General features: G+C 60.1%; 18 protein-coding genes and 1 tRNA gene. 5 read left to right on the forward strand and 14 right to left on the reverse strand.

Features of this window, described 5'->3' with window-relative positions; translation table 11 throughout:
- Positions 1 to 40 precede the first annotated feature (40 nt).
- From ACTG2U_RS00735 to ACTG2U_RS00785, 11 genes are all read right to left on the reverse strand, one after another.
- Positions 41 to 916, reverse strand: coding sequence for a flagellar motor protein MotB (locus ACTG2U_RS00735; protein WP_101529948.1), 876 nt, complete (start codon positions 914 to 916; stop codon positions 41 to 43).
- The gene (locus tag ACTG2U_RS00740) at positions 894 to 1,652 is read right to left on the reverse strand and encodes a flagellar motor protein (protein WP_103251547.1); all 759 of its coding nucleotides are present in this window, start codon (positions 1,650 to 1,652) and stop codon (positions 894 to 896) included. The genes ACTG2U_RS00735 and ACTG2U_RS00740 overlap by 23 nt, the downstream gene beginning before the upstream one ends.
- Positions 1,653 to 2,040: 388 nt before the next feature.
- A tRNA-Ser gene (locus ACTG2U_RS00745) sits at positions 2,041 to 2,128 on the reverse strand.
- Positions 2,129 to 2,273: 145 nt separating this feature from the next.
- Complete coding sequence (locus ACTG2U_RS00750; RefSeq protein ID WP_005337196.1) at positions 2,274 to 2,891, reverse strand: TPM domain-containing protein; 618 nt, start codon at positions 2,889 to 2,891, stop codon at positions 2,274 to 2,276.
- A 20-nt stretch (positions 2,892 to 2,911) separates the two neighbouring features.
- On the reverse strand, positions 2,912 to 3,637 hold the full coding sequence (locus ACTG2U_RS00755) for a TPM domain-containing protein (RefSeq protein ID WP_309507126.1): 726 nt from the start codon (positions 3,635 to 3,637) through the stop codon (positions 2,912 to 2,914).
- Positions 3,634 to 4,224 (reverse strand): LemA family protein, encoded by a 591-nt coding sequence (locus ACTG2U_RS00760; RefSeq protein ID WP_439973878.1) that lies wholly within the window; start codon positions 4,222 to 4,224, stop codon positions 3,634 to 3,636. The genes ACTG2U_RS00755 and ACTG2U_RS00760 overlap by 4 nt, the downstream gene beginning before the upstream one ends.
- 85 nt (positions 4,225 to 4,309) lie before the next feature.
- Complete coding sequence (mepA, locus tag ACTG2U_RS00765; protein WP_005359850.1) at positions 4,310 to 5,047, reverse strand: penicillin-insensitive murein endopeptidase; 738 nt, start codon at positions 5,045 to 5,047, stop codon at positions 4,310 to 4,312.
- Positions 5,041 to 5,946 (reverse strand): amino acid ABC transporter permease, encoded by a 906-nt coding sequence (locus tag ACTG2U_RS00770; protein ID WP_069555751.1) that lies wholly within the window; start codon positions 5,944 to 5,946, stop codon positions 5,041 to 5,043. The genes mepA and ACTG2U_RS00770 overlap by 7 nt, the downstream gene beginning before the upstream one ends.
- Positions 5,946 to 6,767, reverse strand: coding sequence for a transporter substrate-binding domain-containing protein (locus ACTG2U_RS00775; RefSeq protein ID WP_439973879.1), 822 nt, complete (start codon positions 6,765 to 6,767; stop codon positions 5,946 to 5,948). The genes ACTG2U_RS00770 and ACTG2U_RS00775 overlap by 1 nt, the downstream gene beginning before the upstream one ends.
- Before the next feature lie 2 nt (positions 6,768 to 6,769).
- The gene (locus ACTG2U_RS00780) at positions 6,770 to 7,567 is read right to left on the reverse strand and encodes an amino acid ABC transporter permease (RefSeq protein ID WP_439973880.1); all 798 of its coding nucleotides are present in this window, start codon (positions 7,565 to 7,567) and stop codon (positions 6,770 to 6,772) included.
- Positions 7,560 to 8,330, reverse strand: coding sequence for an amino acid ABC transporter ATP-binding protein (locus ACTG2U_RS00785; protein WP_335865401.1), 771 nt, complete (start codon positions 8,328 to 8,330; stop codon positions 7,560 to 7,562). Before ACTG2U_RS00785 ends, ACTG2U_RS00780 begins: the two co-directional genes overlap by 8 nt.
- 106 nt (positions 8,331 to 8,436) lie before the next feature.
- On the opposite strand from ACTG2U_RS00785, the gene ACTG2U_RS00790 reads away from it, so the two are divergent.
- Both ACTG2U_RS00790 and ACTG2U_RS00795 read left to right on the forward strand, forming a co-directional pair.
- Entirely contained in the window at positions 8,437 to 8,979 is a 543-nt protein-coding gene (locus ACTG2U_RS00790) for a hypothetical protein (protein ID WP_088869409.1), read from the forward strand.
- 216 nt (positions 8,980 to 9,195) lie between these two features.
- Positions 9,196 to 9,477, forward strand: a complete 282-nt coding sequence (locus ACTG2U_RS00795) for an RNA recognition motif domain-containing protein (protein ID WP_005337180.1) — start codon at positions 9,196 to 9,198, stop codon at positions 9,475 to 9,477.
- A gap of 71 nt (positions 9,478 to 9,548) precedes the next feature.
- Here the strand turns inward: ACTG2U_RS00795 and ACTG2U_RS00800 are convergent, their stop codons facing one another.
- Positions 9,549 to 10,448, reverse strand: a complete 900-nt coding sequence (locus ACTG2U_RS00800; protein WP_026034846.1) for an aldo/keto reductase — start codon at positions 10,446 to 10,448, stop codon at positions 9,549 to 9,551.
- A gap of 145 nt (positions 10,449 to 10,593) precedes the next feature.
- Between ACTG2U_RS00800 and ACTG2U_RS00805 the strand changes: the two genes are divergently transcribed.
- The 3 genes from ACTG2U_RS00805 to ltaE all read left to right on the forward strand — a co-directional run bounded on the left by ACTG2U_RS00805 (position 10,594) and on the right by ltaE (position 12,922).
- Positions 10,594 to 11,001: a helix-turn-helix domain-containing protein gene (locus ACTG2U_RS00805; protein ID WP_257687487.1), complete on the forward strand. Its 408-nt coding sequence runs from the start codon at positions 10,594 to 10,596 to the stop codon at positions 10,999 to 11,001.
- 87 nt (positions 11,002 to 11,088) lie between these two features.
- Entirely contained in the window at positions 11,089 to 11,790 is a 702-nt protein-coding gene (locus tag ACTG2U_RS00810) for a hypothetical protein (protein WP_064336640.1), read from the forward strand.
- Positions 11,791 to 11,902: 112 nt separating this feature from the next.
- Positions 11,903 to 12,922 (forward strand): low-specificity L-threonine aldolase, encoded by a 1,020-nt coding sequence (gene ltaE, locus ACTG2U_RS00815; RefSeq protein WP_201953145.1) that lies wholly within the window; start codon positions 11,903 to 11,905, stop codon positions 12,920 to 12,922.
- Between the two features lie 97 nt (positions 12,923 to 13,019).
- Here ltaE and ACTG2U_RS00820 read toward each other — a convergent pair whose 3' ends face one another.
- Both ACTG2U_RS00820 and ACTG2U_RS00825 read right to left on the reverse strand, forming a co-directional pair.
- On the reverse strand, positions 13,020 to 13,451 hold the full coding sequence (locus ACTG2U_RS00820) for a PAS domain-containing protein (protein WP_180993760.1): 432 nt from the start codon (positions 13,449 to 13,451) through the stop codon (positions 13,020 to 13,022).
- A gap of 8 nt (positions 13,452 to 13,459) precedes the next feature.
- A complete protein-coding gene (locus ACTG2U_RS00825; protein ID WP_439973881.1) occupies positions 13,460 to 14,482 on the reverse strand; it encodes a response regulator in 1,023 nt (340 codons plus the stop codon).
- Between the last annotated feature and the right edge of the window lie 40 nt (positions 14,483 to 14,522).

Genomic DNA, 14,522 nt, shown 5'->3' on the forward strand with positions numbered 1-14,522 from the left:
TTTAAAAAAGAGGCTCCCGCGCGAAGCGGGAGCGGGGGGATCAGGGCTTGAGCAGTTGCAGTGACTCTTCTGCTGCCTTGCCTTGAGAGAGGGTGATATCGACCCGGCGGTTCGCCTGGCGATGTTCGGGGGTGTCATTGGCAAAGCGGGGTTGGGTGTCGGCAACACCCTGAGCGATGACTCGTCTGGCATCCAGCTGGGGGTTGGTCAGCATGGTCTGCACGATGGAAGAGGCCCGCAGCACCGAGAGCTCCCAGTTGTTGCGATAGAGCTCCACCGGCGCCTGGGAGTTGTCGGTATGACCGGTGACCACTACCTGCCCCGGGATATTGGCCAAAATGCCGGCGATCTTGTTGACCAGCGGGATGAACTGGGGCTGCAGGAACGCCGAATCGGCGGGAAACAGCGCCTTCTCGCCGATGCGGATCACCAGCTGGCTGCCAAGCTGCTCGACCTCCAGATCCTTCGATTCAATCTGGGCCTTTAGCTGCTGCTCCAGCTTCTGCTTGGTCACCTGCACCCACTCCTGCTCCTTGGTCTTGTGGGGCCAGGCTTCGGTGGCGCTCGGTTTTTCCGAGGCACCTATGGTCTCGTTGAAGGGGTCCGATGCCGCCATGGGGGCATCTTTCTCCAGCACAGTCTCCTCTTTCGGGCTGCTCGGCGTAGTTTTTGATTCTGGCTCGAGAATCCCTGTGCCCCCCTGCATCAAAGGTGATCCGGCAGGCGGGGAGATGAGGCCGATTTTACCCAGCGACTCGATAAAGCCCTGGATAAGCACCCGGGTTTCGGACTGCTTGGCCATAGCAAAGGAGTAGAGCACCACAAACAGGGCGAACAGCAGGGTCATGAAGTCGGCATAGGAGACCAGCCAGCGTTCATGGTTCTCCGGTGCTTCAGCCTTTTTCTTTTTGGCCACCGTGACCTCCCAGATAAGGTTCGAGGGTAACTTGCAGGCGTGCCTGCGACTCGCCATCCACGATGCAGAGAATGCCGGTCAGGGTCATCTCCTTGTAGTGGCGGATCTGGTGGGCAAACCCTTTGTAGCGGTTGCCGAACGGCAAGAAGATCAGGTTGGCGGCGGATACCCCGTAGATGGTGGCGATAAAGGCCACCGCGATGGCGCCGCCCAGCTTGTCGGGGGCATCCAGCAGACCCATGGCGTGGATCAGGCCAAATACCGCCCCGACGATCCCCATGGTCGGGCAGTAGCCGCCCATGGCTTCATAGAATTTGACCGTCTGTTCGAGATCTTCCTGTTCAAATTCGATCTCGTTCTCCAGCACCTCGTGGATTTTGGCCTTCTCGTAGCCATCGACCATCATCTGCACCCCTTTCTTCAGGAAGGGATCCTTGATCTCCTCGATCATCCCTTCCAGCGCCAGCATACCGCTGCGGCGCGCGTTGCCTGCCAGGGTCTCCAGTAACTGGGCCTGTTCCAGCAGGTCGAGTTTGAGGGGAGAGAGCAGCCATTTGAAACGCCTCATGGTGCTGCCGACGACGGAGAAAGGGAACTGGGTCAGCGCAGCACCTATGGTGCCACCTATCACGATAAGAAATGCGGGCAGATCGAGCAGTGCACTGGGATGACCACCCTCGATCATGTTGCCGCCAATGATGGCGATCAACGCCAGTACCAAGCCAATCAAGCTCATCTTTTACACGTCCCTGCATGTTGATAATGGCTAGTGTAGCTACTTAAGTATCAGTTTTTCAAAATGAAATCCAATCGCTGAGCAATTAATGGGCGCTGGGTAACGTCCATAAAAGAAGGCGTGTTGCGGCCATAAGATGGCATTGCAATCATCTTGTTGCTCCTGTTGTGACAGGAAGGAGCGCTTGTCGGGTGGGGCAATCACAAAAGCAAGGTAGGGGGCGGGTGCTGGCAATACGAAAAGCTGTGATGTTCCATCAGTGCTTTGCAAACCGGAGGGTGAGAGCGTGGATGACCCGCCGCTGCGTGGCTCTGGCTCACTTGTCGGCATAGGTGTTTGCGTTTGCCGGAAAGCAAAAAACCGACCCTGAGGTCGGTTTTTTTAAATTTGGCGGTGAGGGAGGGATTCGAACCCTCGATACGTTGCCGTATACACACTTTCCAGGCGTGCTCCTTCAGCCACTCGGACACCTCACCAAATTTTCGTTCGCTGCGCTGTTGCGCTGGAACGGGGCGTAATTTAGGGGAAAGGGCTGTGTGGGTCAACCTCTTTTCCCCTTATTTTTCATAATCTTTTCCGAATGCCTAACGCTTGCGCAGAATGCCTGTTTTTTAAACCGGATCAGGGCTTGTCGAGGATGATCAGGCTGTCCGGCAGCTCGTTTTGATCCCGGGTGGCCGGGAAGGCATCGGTCAGAATGGCGCTAACGCGCTCAACGCACTCCAGAAAACCTTGTTCGATCTCCTTGTTGCGCACTCGCGCCACGAAGTCGTCGATGATCTCCTGCCACTGGCCGTTGTCGATATGCTGGGCGATGCCGTCATCCACCAGTATTTCTACATAGTGCTCGGCGGCCGAGACGAAGATCAGCACCCCGAGCCGGTCGCGGGTGCGGTGCAGCCCCTGCTCGACAAATTGCAGGCGAGCCATCAGGGCCGCCCGGTGCTGGCGAACCTTCTTCGGGATGAGCCGCATCTTGATGGGGGTCCAGTGGAACAGCAGGCTCAGCAGCAGCCAGACCGACCACTGCACCAGCAGGATTTCGTACCAGCCGAGCCAGAAGCCGAGCTGGAACACCAGCAGCGGCGTGAGCATCGCCAGCAGCGCCGCCCAGAGGGTGGGAATGTAGCGATAGCCATCGCTGGCCGGGGCCAGCACGGTGACCAGTTCAGCATCAGTCTCTAGCTCCGCTTCGCGCACCTTGGCCTGAAGCGTGTGGAAGAACTGTTTAGAAATCATGATTTGTCTCTTTACTCCTGTTACCAGCCACCGGAGGCTCCGCCGCCGCCAAAGCTGCCGCCGCCACCGCTGAATCCGCCGCCGGAGCGACCACCAAAGGAGCCGGCACCCAATCCACCAGCCATGTAGGTCGACCGACGTCGTCCTCCCGGCCCACCGCCACCACCCCCGCGCAGGTTGTGGAGCACGATCATTGCAATCACCACCAGAATAAACAGCCAGGGGCCGCCACCGTTGTCACTCTTTGGCTGCTCGACCGGCTGATATTCCCCGGCGAGTGCCTTCATGATGCTCTGGCTGCCCGCCATGATCCCGGCCACCATATCGCCGCGCTTGAAGGCGGGCAGGATGCGGCCATGGATGATGTTGGCGGCGATGGCGTCGGGCAGGGCGCCTTCCAGCCCATATCCCACCTCGATCCGCACCTTGCGCTCATCCTGGGCGATCAGCAACAACACGCCATTGTTTTTGCCTTTCTGGCCGATCCCCCAGTGGCGACCGAGCTGGTAGCCGTACTCCTCGATAGTCTCCCCATCGAGGCTGTCGACAGAGACCACCACCAGCTGGATACCGCTGCGCTTTTCAAAAGCGGCCAGCTGTTGGGTCAGTTGATGGGCCTGTTTGCGGGACATCAGACTGGCTTCATCCACCACCCGTCCGCTCAGCGCCGGGAAGTCCGGTGCCGCTTGCAGGGCACTGGCCCAGAGCAGCAGACAGGGAAGAAACCAGCGCAGCATCATCTTCATTGGAAGCTGACCTTGGGCGCCTCATCGGCACCGGGTTTGGCACTGAAACTGGGTTTGGCCTCCAGATCCGAGTAGAGCAGCTTGGACCAGATAACGCAGGGGAAGGTGCGGATCTCGGTATTGAACTGGCGCACCGCCTCGATATAGTCGCGGCGAGCCACCGAGATGCGGTTCTCGGTTCCTTCCAGTTGGGCCTGCAGGGCAAGGAACTGCTGATCCGCTTTCAGCTCGGGGTAGCGTTCTACCACCACCATCAGGCGAGAGAGGGCGCTGGAGAGCTGGTTCTGCGCCGCTTCAAACTCCTTGAGCTGGGCAGGATCGCTCACCTGCACGCTGCCGACCCGGGCACGGGCATCGGTGACCGCCTTTAGGGTCTCCTGCTCATGGCTGGCGTAGCCCTTGACGGTTGCGACCAGATTGGGAATGAGGTCGGCGCGGCGCTGATACTGGTTCTCCACCTGCCCCCAGCTTGCTTTAACCTGCTCATCCAGGGTCGGAATGTTGTTCATGCCGCAGCCGGTCAGGCCGAGCAGCAGGGTCAGGGTCAACAGGCTCTGCGTGGTTCTGCGCCAGAGTGATGTGGCCATCTTGTTGTTCTCCTTTGGTATTTCGAGTCGATAGTGCGCCATGGATGGTGTACGACCAAGAGTGCACCACCATACCAGCTTGGGGTCAGTTGCCACAACGCGCAGGTAGCTCAGGTCGCTTGTTGATGCCGGATACCTTGGGCAGCTGGGGCTTGTCTTTTAGCCAGGATGCCAGCTCTTCCCCACAGCCATTGCCGGGCGGAATGGGAGCCTGGGGCTCGCAATCGGGGCTGCCCACCGGGCAGCGCAGCCGCACGTGGAAGTGACTGAAGTGGCCCACCCAGGGGCGCAGCTTGGCGACCCAGGGTTCGTTGCCTGCCTGTTGGCAGACCGCGGATTTGATCACCGGATTGACGAAGATGCGGGCCACCTCGGGTTTGCTGGCCGCCAGCCGCAGCAGGGTTAGCTGCTGGGGGCCAAAGCGACCCGGTAACATCTTGTAGCTGGGTTCGTCGATCAGTGCCCACTCCTTGGGGGCATCCTGCTCCCATTTGCTGATGGGGCGGTTGGCCATGCGAAACCAGATATCGGCATCAAGGCCAGTCTGGTGGCTGCGATGGCCGGAGGTAAAGGGGCCGCCACGGGCCATCGCCAGATCGGCGATATAGAGATCCGGCAGCCCGGCCATGCGGGTCTGGTTGGCCAGCGCTTGCAGGTAGTGGATAAGGTCGGGGTGGCCGTAGTAGCGCAGCCGTTTGGTGCGGATCACCTGATAACCCGGCCCTTCGAGGGGCAGGGATACGCCGTTTTTCAGGCAACCGGCGGCATAACCACCGATGGCTTCCGCTTGCAATACAGTCGCCAGCAACAGGGACGTCAGCATGTGCGTGCTCCTTGTCTTGCTTCGAGTCGGCTCAGCAATACGAACAGACTCAAACATATAAATAAATAGGCCGCGGCTACCAGCAGCCAGATCTCGTAGACCAGTCCGCTGGAGTTGGCCATCTCGGTACCGACGAAGGTGAGCTCCTGCACCGAGATAAGGGAAACAATGGCGGTATCCTTCACCAGCGCGATGAGCTGACCGGTGAGGGGGGGCAACATCAGCAGCATGGCCTGCGGCAGGATCACATGGCGCAGCCGCACCCAGGGGGAGAGTCCGAGGCTCTGCGCCGCCTCCCACTGGCCACGGGGGATGGCGGCAAGCCCGGCACGGACGATCTCGGCGACGAAGGCTGCGCTGATCATGCCAACGCAGAGGGTGCCTGAGATGAGGTTTTCCCAGCGGGCAGGTGGGCCAAACAGCGCCTCTTGCCACGGGGAGAGTGATACGGTGCCGAGCCAGCGGGAGAGGCCGCTCGCAGGCAGCAGCTGGTTGGCGATAAAGAAGTAGAAGATGAAGATAAAGACCAGCGGCGGCAGATTGCGGATCAGCTGGATAAACAGGGTCGCGGGCATCACCAGCCAGGGGCGGCGGCTGAAGGCGGCTACCCCCAGCGCAGTGCCGAGCAGCAGCGCCAGCACCATGCCGAGCAAGGCGATGCGCAAGGTGGTGAGCAGACCGCTGAAAAAGTAGGGCAACTCGCCGTGAGGGCCAGGGGTGAACAGCAGATCGAAGGCCTCATGCCAGCGCCACTGATAGGCCACCCCGATGTGCAAGCGGCTGGCCAGCCAGAGGCCAGCCAGCAGCAGGATCAGGGCGATCGCCCCATCCAGCCAGTTGATGTTCCGACATGCCCCACGGACGATGCGCCGGATGGTCTCTTTTAGAGCAATCAGCATCAGGGGTTAGCGACCTGCGCTTCCCAGGCCAGCGACTTGAACCAGTAGTCATGGCGCGCCTTGAGCCAGCCATCGGCCTGACGGGCGGCGATCCACTCGTTGAACTGCTCAGCCAGGGCATCATCCCCCTTGCGCAGGGCAAAGCCTTCATCGCCTTGTGCCAACGGCTCGGCAAACGGCATAAAGAGGGCATCGGGGTGGCGCAGCGCCTCTTGCTCGGGTTTCGGGGAAGATGAGAGGGCGCCGTGGGCGCGGCCGTTCAGCACCTCCTGAAATACCTGTGACTCGTCATCAAACTGGCGCAGGGTGGCCTTGGGGAAGTGTTCTTTTGCCACCTGTACCGGTGAGGCGCCACGACGTACCGCCAGGATCACCCCGCGCTGGTTGAAGTCCGCCACGGTTTTCTTCTCTTTGGCCATGGTGCTGGAGGCGGCCAGCTGCACCCCCGAATGGGAGTAGGCCTGGGTGAAGCGCACGCTCTTCTCCCGCTCGGGGGTGATGGTGAGGCCGCCGATGATGACGTCATATTTTTTCGCCAACAGGGAGGGGATGATGCCATCCCAGGCGGTAGGCACGAACTCTACCTGCCAGCCGTTATCTGTGGCGAGGCGACGGGCCACGTCAATCTCGAAACCGATCAGGGCCCCCTGCTTGTCGTGCATCGCCCAGGGGGCGAAGGTGGACATGCCGACCCGCAGGGTACCGCTCTGCTCGATCTGTGCCTGGGTGTCGGAGGGAGCAGTTTGTGCCAGTGCCGGAGTGAGCAGGCTTGTCAGTAGCAGGGCAGCGCCCGACAGGGTGGTCTTGAATGACAGATTCATGGTTAACGTCCTTGTTGATCCGGATTCAGGTGACGGGCCAGCGCCCGCGAACAGGCTGACAGCGTCAGGGTTAACAGCAAATAGAGGGCAGCTACGGTAAACCACACCTCAAAGGTCAGAAACGTATCGGCAACCAGAGTACGCCCTTCGTTGGTCAGATCGAAGATGGCGATCACACTCACCAGCGCCGAATGTTTGATAAGGGAGACCAGCTCGTTGGTCAGCGGCGGCAAGGTGATGCGCACCAGCTGGGGCAGGATCACCTTGCGCAGGGTGATGGCCCGTGACAAGCCAAGCGACTGGGCTGCCTCCCACTGTCCTTTGGGAATGGCCTGTACACCTGCACGCAGCACTTCGGCGGTGAAGGCCCCCTGATAGAGGGAGAGGCTCAACACGGCGCAGGCAAGGGGGGCCAATCCCAGCATGGGGCCCAGCAAGAAATAGAGAATATAGAGCTGCACCAGCTGGGGCGTGGTGCGCACCAGCGCCAGATAGGCGATGGCGAGCCAGGGGCCGAGCCGGGAGGGGAGCAGCCGCAGGCTGACCACGCACACCCCGACCGCCATCGTGCCCAACAGACTGAGCAGCGCCACCTGCAAAGTGACCAGCAGGCCGTTTAGCAAGGGGCCGGCATAAAAGGTTCCCTCGTCCCATTCGCCGAGAAAGGGCAACACCCGCGGCCACTGCCACTCATAGCCCATCTGGCGAGCGCCGCTATAGAGCGCCCAGCCCAGTAGCGCAGAGAGTATCACAGTGCCTGACAACCAGCCGAGCAGGCGGGGGCGATTGAGCCTAGCCATGATAGCTGAGCACCTGTTCGAGGAAGGCCCGGGTACGCGGGTGACGAGGGGCGTTGAACAGCTGGGCGGGCGGGGCCGACTCGATAATCTTCCCTTCATCCATAAAGAGCACCCGATCCGCCACCTGACGGGCAAAGCCCATCTCGTGGGTAACGCAGATCAGGGTCATCCCCTCGTCAGCCAGCTCGCGGATCACATCGAGCACTTCGCGGATCATCTCGGGGTCGAGGGCGGAGGTGGGCTCGTCAAACAGCATCAGCTCGGGTTGCATGCAGAGGGAGCGGGCGATGGCGACCCGCTGCTGCTGGCCGCCGGAGAGCTGGTGGGGGTACTTGTCGGCCTGTGCCTGAATGCGCACCCGCTCGAGCAGCCCGAGCGCCCGGGCTTTGGCCTCCTGAGGGCGCAACCCCAGGGTATGCACCGGCGCCACCATCAGGTTCTCCAGCACCGTCATATGGGGGAAGAGGTTGAACTGCTGAAACACCATGCCGACCCGACCTTGCAGGCGACGCAGGTAGGAAGGGGTCACCGGCTCGCCAAACAGGAATAGCTGGCCGCCATCGATCCCCTCCAGCCCGTTGATGGTGCGGATCAGGGTCGATTTTCCCGAGCCTGACGGGCCACAGATGACCCACTTCTCTCCCCGTTCAATGGTGAGTTCGATGTGATGAAGAGCCTGAAAGTCGCCATAGAATTTGTCGACGCCACAAAAGCGCACACAGGGTTGCGAGCTGGTCAAGAAGCGGGTTCCACTGAGAATCATTTACGTCATGGTATTGATTTTATAGGGGGATGACAAAGAAAACCCCCTTGTCAGCATCCTGATGGCTATTCACAATGGCGCCATTTCGTGATGACAGGAGCTTTTCATGCGTATTACATCCTTGCTTGCCGGTTCCCAGGTGCAGCTGTTGATGCCGCCAGCGGTTCGCTATCGCTGCGTCATTTTTCTGTTGTTGCTGGTGAGTTGGGGCGTGGTGGCGGCCTCCTTGTGGGATGGCTGGGGCGCCATGGCGCTGCTCAACTGGGTGGGCGTGGTCTTTGGTGGCATCACCGGGATCATGGTGTCGCTGCCCCGCAGCTGGCAGCCCTGGCGCCTGGCGGAGCTGGGGTGGGATGAACAGCATATCTATCTGCTCAATGGCAACAAGGATGAGGCGCTGGCACTGCCCCGCAGCCAGCTGGTGGCGCTCGAACGGGAGCGGCGAGTGGGTCACGACGGCCAGTGGCTCGACTTCAGCCTCGATCTGCAACTGAGTGAAGAGGAGCTGGCGGCGGCCATGGCCTTGCTGGATCTCAAGGCGGGGGAGCTGCATCTGGTGAGCCCGTCTGTCTATCGCTTCGGCTTTAAACGGGCCTGGCACGGTCGCCAGATGCTGGCGCAACGGTTGTCAGATCTGCAATCGGCCTGAGTCGACTATTTTCTCGACAATTCCCGGCAAAGCTCAGATACTGCCAGTGACTCGAATTGATCTTGTCTGCACTGTTAACCCAAGAGATCAATCACTTGACGACAGTGTGGAGAAGGCCACGGCATGAAGCCATGGCAGGTCCGGCATAGGGGTTGTGCCCTTACCGTTATGCTGGGAATTGCATAGAGAAGGCACCTTGAATCGAGAGTGGATGGCATGAAGATTTACGTAGGAAATCTGTCGTACCGGATGACGGCCGACGAACTGAAAACCCTGTTCAGCCAGTTTGGACAGGTCGACAAGGTTGATATCATCATCGACCGCGATACCGGCCAGTCAAAGGGGTTTGGTTTTATTGAAATGCCGGTCAATGGTGATGCCGAAAAGGCCATCGCTGGTCTGCATGGCACAGAAGTCGGTGGCCGTACCATCACCGTCAACCAAGCCAAACCGAAGACAGATGCTCCCCGTGGTCGCCCGCAACAGCGCCACCGCTAAGGTGCCTCGGCAATAAAAAAACGGCATGGGTTTCCCCCATGCCGTTTTTGTTTCTGAATGTTTTGCTGTTATCAGGGGACGTCGTAACCGAGCGCCGCCTTGCGGATGCGGAACCACTGCTGGCGATTGAGGACGATGGATTCGGTGGCCACGGCGGCAGCAATCCGCTCCCGTTTGCCGGAGCCAATCAATGGCAGCGGCTGGCTTGGCAGCATCATTACCCAGGCGTAGACCACCTGCTCGATAGTCTGGGCGCCCACTTCCTGACGGATCTGCTCCAGTTCGGCACGCAGCGGGGCATAGGCGTCATCGCTGAACAGTCGGCCGCCGCCGAGACATGACCAGGCCATCGGCTTGATGCCAAGCTGCTGGCACTGATCCAGGGTACCATCGAGGGTCCCTTCCTGATGAAGCGGCGAGATCTCCAGCTGGTTGGTGACCAGCGGGAAGGGGAGGCGCGATTGCAGTAGCTCGAACTGACGGGCGGTGAAGTTGGATACCCCGGCGTGCTTGATCTTGCCCGCCTGTTTCAGGGTGATAAAGGCGTCGGCCACTTCATCTGCGTTCATCAGGGGATCCGGGCGGTGGATCAGCAGCAGGTCCAGATGGTCGGTGCCGAGCTTGCGCAGCGAGGCCTCGGCGCTGGCGATGATATGGTCCTTGCCGGTGTTGTAGTGGTTGAGAGCATGCTCCGGCTTGGCGGTGAGGGCGATACCGCACTTGGTGACGATCTCCATCCGGCTGCGCAGGGAAGGCTCGAGGCGTAGGGCGTGACCAAAGGCCTCTTCGCACTGGTAACCACCATAGATATCGGCGTGATCGATGGTAGTGACCCCCAGATCTAGATGATATTTCATCAGATCGAGCAGAGCGGCCGGAGAGAGCTGCCACTCCATCAGGCGCCAGTAACCCATGATGAGGCGAGAGAAGGTGGGGCCTTGCGGATGCAGGGCGACACGGGATACAGACATGGTTGACTCCTTGAAAAACACGATGCGAAAACGATGTGCAACATAGATGACTGCGGGCATCTTGGCCTCATGTGGCTGGCAAAGCAATAATGGGCAGTGGCATGATTCGAACTTTGGTTCTGATCGCAGAGTAGGAGAGAGTTGGATGGAAGGATTTGCCGAGCGCTTGCAGAGCCTGATCGGGGAGATGAGCGTGAGCGCGTTTGCCCGCAAGGTGGGGCTCAGTGAAGCGCTGATCCGCAAATATTTAAAGGGAGCCGAGCCTGGCCTGACGCGGGCCAACCAGATCGCCATGGGGGCCAACTGCTCGCTGGAGTGGCTGGCAACCGGCTGCGGTTATCTCTACCGTCAGGCGGAAGTGGTAGACAGGGAGGCGCTGGCAGCGGCGCAACTACTGCTGGGCGAGCTGCAACCCGGGGTGGGGCTGCCCGATGAGGAGGCACTGGTCACCCTGCTCGCCTATTACCAGTTTTTGCGCACCCACAAGAAAGCCGACGGTTTTCTCGACTTGGCGCTGGCGCGGGAGTTTGGTCGCCATCTGGGGGAAGCGTGATGAGGGGCATATTACCCTTTGGTCGTGTCACGGCTGGTTGATTATTCTGATACGCTCTAAGCAAGATAACTCTCCATGGAATGGGCGATGAGCTACTTGATCCTCGGAAGCGGTGCGCTGGGCTCGGCGCTGGCAAGAGAGCTGATGGCAAGGGGGGAGTCCTTCCTTCTGGCCGGGCGCACCTATCCAAAAGGGATCGAGATGGGGGCTTTCTTCCCGCTGCAAGAGGTGGACGCCATCTCGTTCGACGCCCTGTTTACCCTCTACGACACCGATCCGCTTCCCACTGTGGTAATCAACACCATCGGCCTGTTGCACGATGTCAGCTTTATGCCAGAGCGGCGGGTCGAAGAGGTGCACCCCAAGTGGCTGTGCGACAGCCTGCTTGCCAATGCCTGGCCAACGCTGGCGCTGGCTGCCCGTTTCAGTCGGTTGATGGGCAATGACCATCCGCTGTGGCTCTGTGCCATCTCCGATCTGGCGGGCTCCATCACCGCCAATCTGGAGGGGGGCCGTTACAGCTACCGCATGAGCAAGGCGGCCCTCGACATGGGGGTGAAAACTCTGGCCCTCGAGTGGACGCAGCGTTTCCCGCAAGCGGGGGTGGTGGCGGTGGCGCCCGGCTTGATGGACTCCCCGATGAACACCCCCTTTCTGAGCGAGTTGCCTGCGGAGCAATTGCAGGAGCCTGCCGAGGTGGCTGTGAAACTGCTCAATCTCATCAAGGGGTTATCGTTGACTCAATCGGGCCAGCTGCTGGATCTCAACGGTCAGCCGCTGCCCTGGTAAATCCCGCCTGCGGGTTCTATGGACGTCTATTGGCTTCACATTCTGCTCATGCGCCCCTTGCCAAGCGAGGGGCGCATGGCTAACGTCACTCTCCTGTTTCAGGAGGGATCTCATGCGCTATATCGATTTACGAAGTGACACCGTCACCCAGCCTACTGACGCCATGCGTCAAGCCATGCTCCACGCCGAAGTCGGTGACGATGTCTATGGTGAAGATCCGGGCGTCAACGCGCTGGAGGCCTTTGGGGCCAGATTGCTGGGCAAACAGGCGGCGCTGTTTGTGCCGTCCGGCACCATGTCCAATCTGTTGGCGGTGATGAGCCACTGTCAGCGCGGTGAGGGGGCTATCCTCGGCAACGCCGCTCACATCTATCGCTATGAAGCGCAGGGGAGTGCCGTGCTGGGCTCCGTAGCCCTGCAACCCTTGCCGATGCAGCGCGATGGCACGCTGGCATTCGATGATATCAAGGCTGCGCTGGCCCCTGATGATGCCCACTTCGTCCAGACTCGCCTGATCTGCCTTGAGAACACCCACAACGGCAAGGTGCTGCCGCTCTCCTATCTGCAGGAGATGGGGGCATTCGTTGCCGATCGCGGCTTGAAGCTTCATCTCGATGGCGCCCGGCTCTTTAACGCCGCCGTGGCCAGCGAGACCCCGGTCGAGGTGATCGCTGCACCGTTTGACAGTATCTCGATTTGTCTCTCCAAGGGGTTGGGGGCACCGGTGGGCTCGCTGCTGGTGGGCAGCCACGATTTCATCGCCCGTGCGCGCCGCCTGCGCAAGATGCTGGGAGGTGGCATGCGTCAGGCGGGGATTCTGGCGCAAGCCGGTCTGTTTGCCCTCGAGCAGCATGTGACCCGTCTGGCCGATGATCACCGCCGTGCCAAACGGCTGGCCGAAGGGTTGGCGGCACTGCCGGGCATCGAGCTCGACCTCTCGCTGGTGCAGAGCAATATGGTGTTCCTGCGGCTGCATGAGGGGGAATCGGCCCCTCTACTCGCTTTTATGAAGGAGCGGGGGATCCTCTTCTCCGGTTACGGCGAGCTGCGGCTGGTGACCCATCTGCAAATCAACGATGACGATATTGAAGAGGTGATCGACGCCTTCACCGAGTATCTCGGGGCGCGTTGAGACGGCTGGTGAGGTAGAGGTTATACCGAGACCTGTTTATACCGAAATAACAGAGGGCGCCGCGGCGCCCTCTGTTATTTGGTTGTTTGCAGCAAACTTAAGCCTGCCGCTGGCCGCCCATCAGCATGGCCTCATCGGTGGCGTCGTAGATCATCACCGCGATATGGGTCACCTGACCGCCGAAATCGGCCAGTGGCACCAGCGTCAGGTTCTGGAACATGTGGGGGGCCGAGCCGGTAATGGGGCGATAGTTGGAGAAACGCAGCAGGTAGGGCTTCTGCTCCCAGGTGCTGAAGGCTCGGTTGTTGAGCTTGAAGACCATGTTGGCCTTGCGCTCGAACCAGGCTCTGTCCACATCGGGGAAGAGCTCGAACAGCACGCCGTCACGCACGTCACTGGCCAGTCGGCCGCTGTGGCTCTCCATAAAGCCGTTCCACACCTGTACCTTGTACTCCTTGTCGAGCACCACCAAGCCTACGTCCAAGTTCTGGACTATGTTCATCAGCCAATGAAATTCACGGATTTCCATAGTCACTCCTAGAGCATGTGCATGATTTTGTTGTTCATGGTGGCGATGGAATCTTCGGTAAACAGCAGCAGCAGATCACACTGCACCGCGTAGTCCTGGATCCGGTAGTTGATCTCGATGGCGAGCGTGCGGCGCCAGCGACTCTTGTTAGTGTTGATCAGCTCGTTGATGGGTCTGTGCTGGCCGAGCACCACCGGGTGCCCCTGACTGAAGGGAGTATCGAGCTGGTTGGCGTAGCCGCGCAGGAAGGCGCCGATCAGCACGTTGGCGGTATCCATCAGCAGCTCCAGTTCGGCGGTGCGATCCAGCGTCCCCTGATGGTTCATCAGCTTGGCCAAATCTTTGAAGCTGGAGTCATGGAACAGGATCAGCGCTTCGCCGGCGATCCCCGCCCCGATAAACCCCTGACAGACGGCGGAGAGGGTATCCGAATCCGCAGCCGCCGAGAGCGCCATATGCAGCTCGGAGACCTCCAGCACGTTGACGTTGGGGATTGGCAGCACCACGAAGGCGTAGAGCAGACGAGCCAGCAAGTCGGCGGCCTGACCCATGGAGACGTTGGCCAGCTCCTGATAGACATCGCGGATTTCGGGGGTGATCTTGACGCCTGCATCGGCTACCACGCCGCTTGGCAAGGGCTCGGCTGCACTCGGCTGATTACCCGATGAAGCACTCCAGAAGCCATGTTGTTTGAGCAGGGCTAGCAGGGTATCTGGGGCTGCGGGCTTCTTGATGAAATCGAGCGCCCCCAGCCCCATGACCCGCTGATAGGCCTCAGGCTGGATATCTCCGGAGACCACGAAAACCTTGCTGCGTAGTCCTTCCCGTTTCAGGGTCTCCAGCACACCGTAACCGTCCATCTCAGGCATAGTGAGATCGAGAAAGATGAGATCCCCATGGCCCATCAGCACCTGTTCGATCCCTTCAAGGCCATTCGCCGCATAGTGCAAATCGACTTTCCAGTCAGCCGGTAGCGCTCGTGCCAGCTGTTTGCGGGCGAACCCGGAGTCATCACATATCAATACATTCATGGCGTTAGGCAGGCTCTGTTGGCAAGGATTGCTATAAGTG

It is taken from the genome of Aeromonas sp. 95A, from assembly GCF_051919235.1.
GTDB lineage: Bacteria > Pseudomonadota > Gammaproteobacteria > Enterobacterales > Aeromonadaceae > Aeromonas > Aeromonas veronii.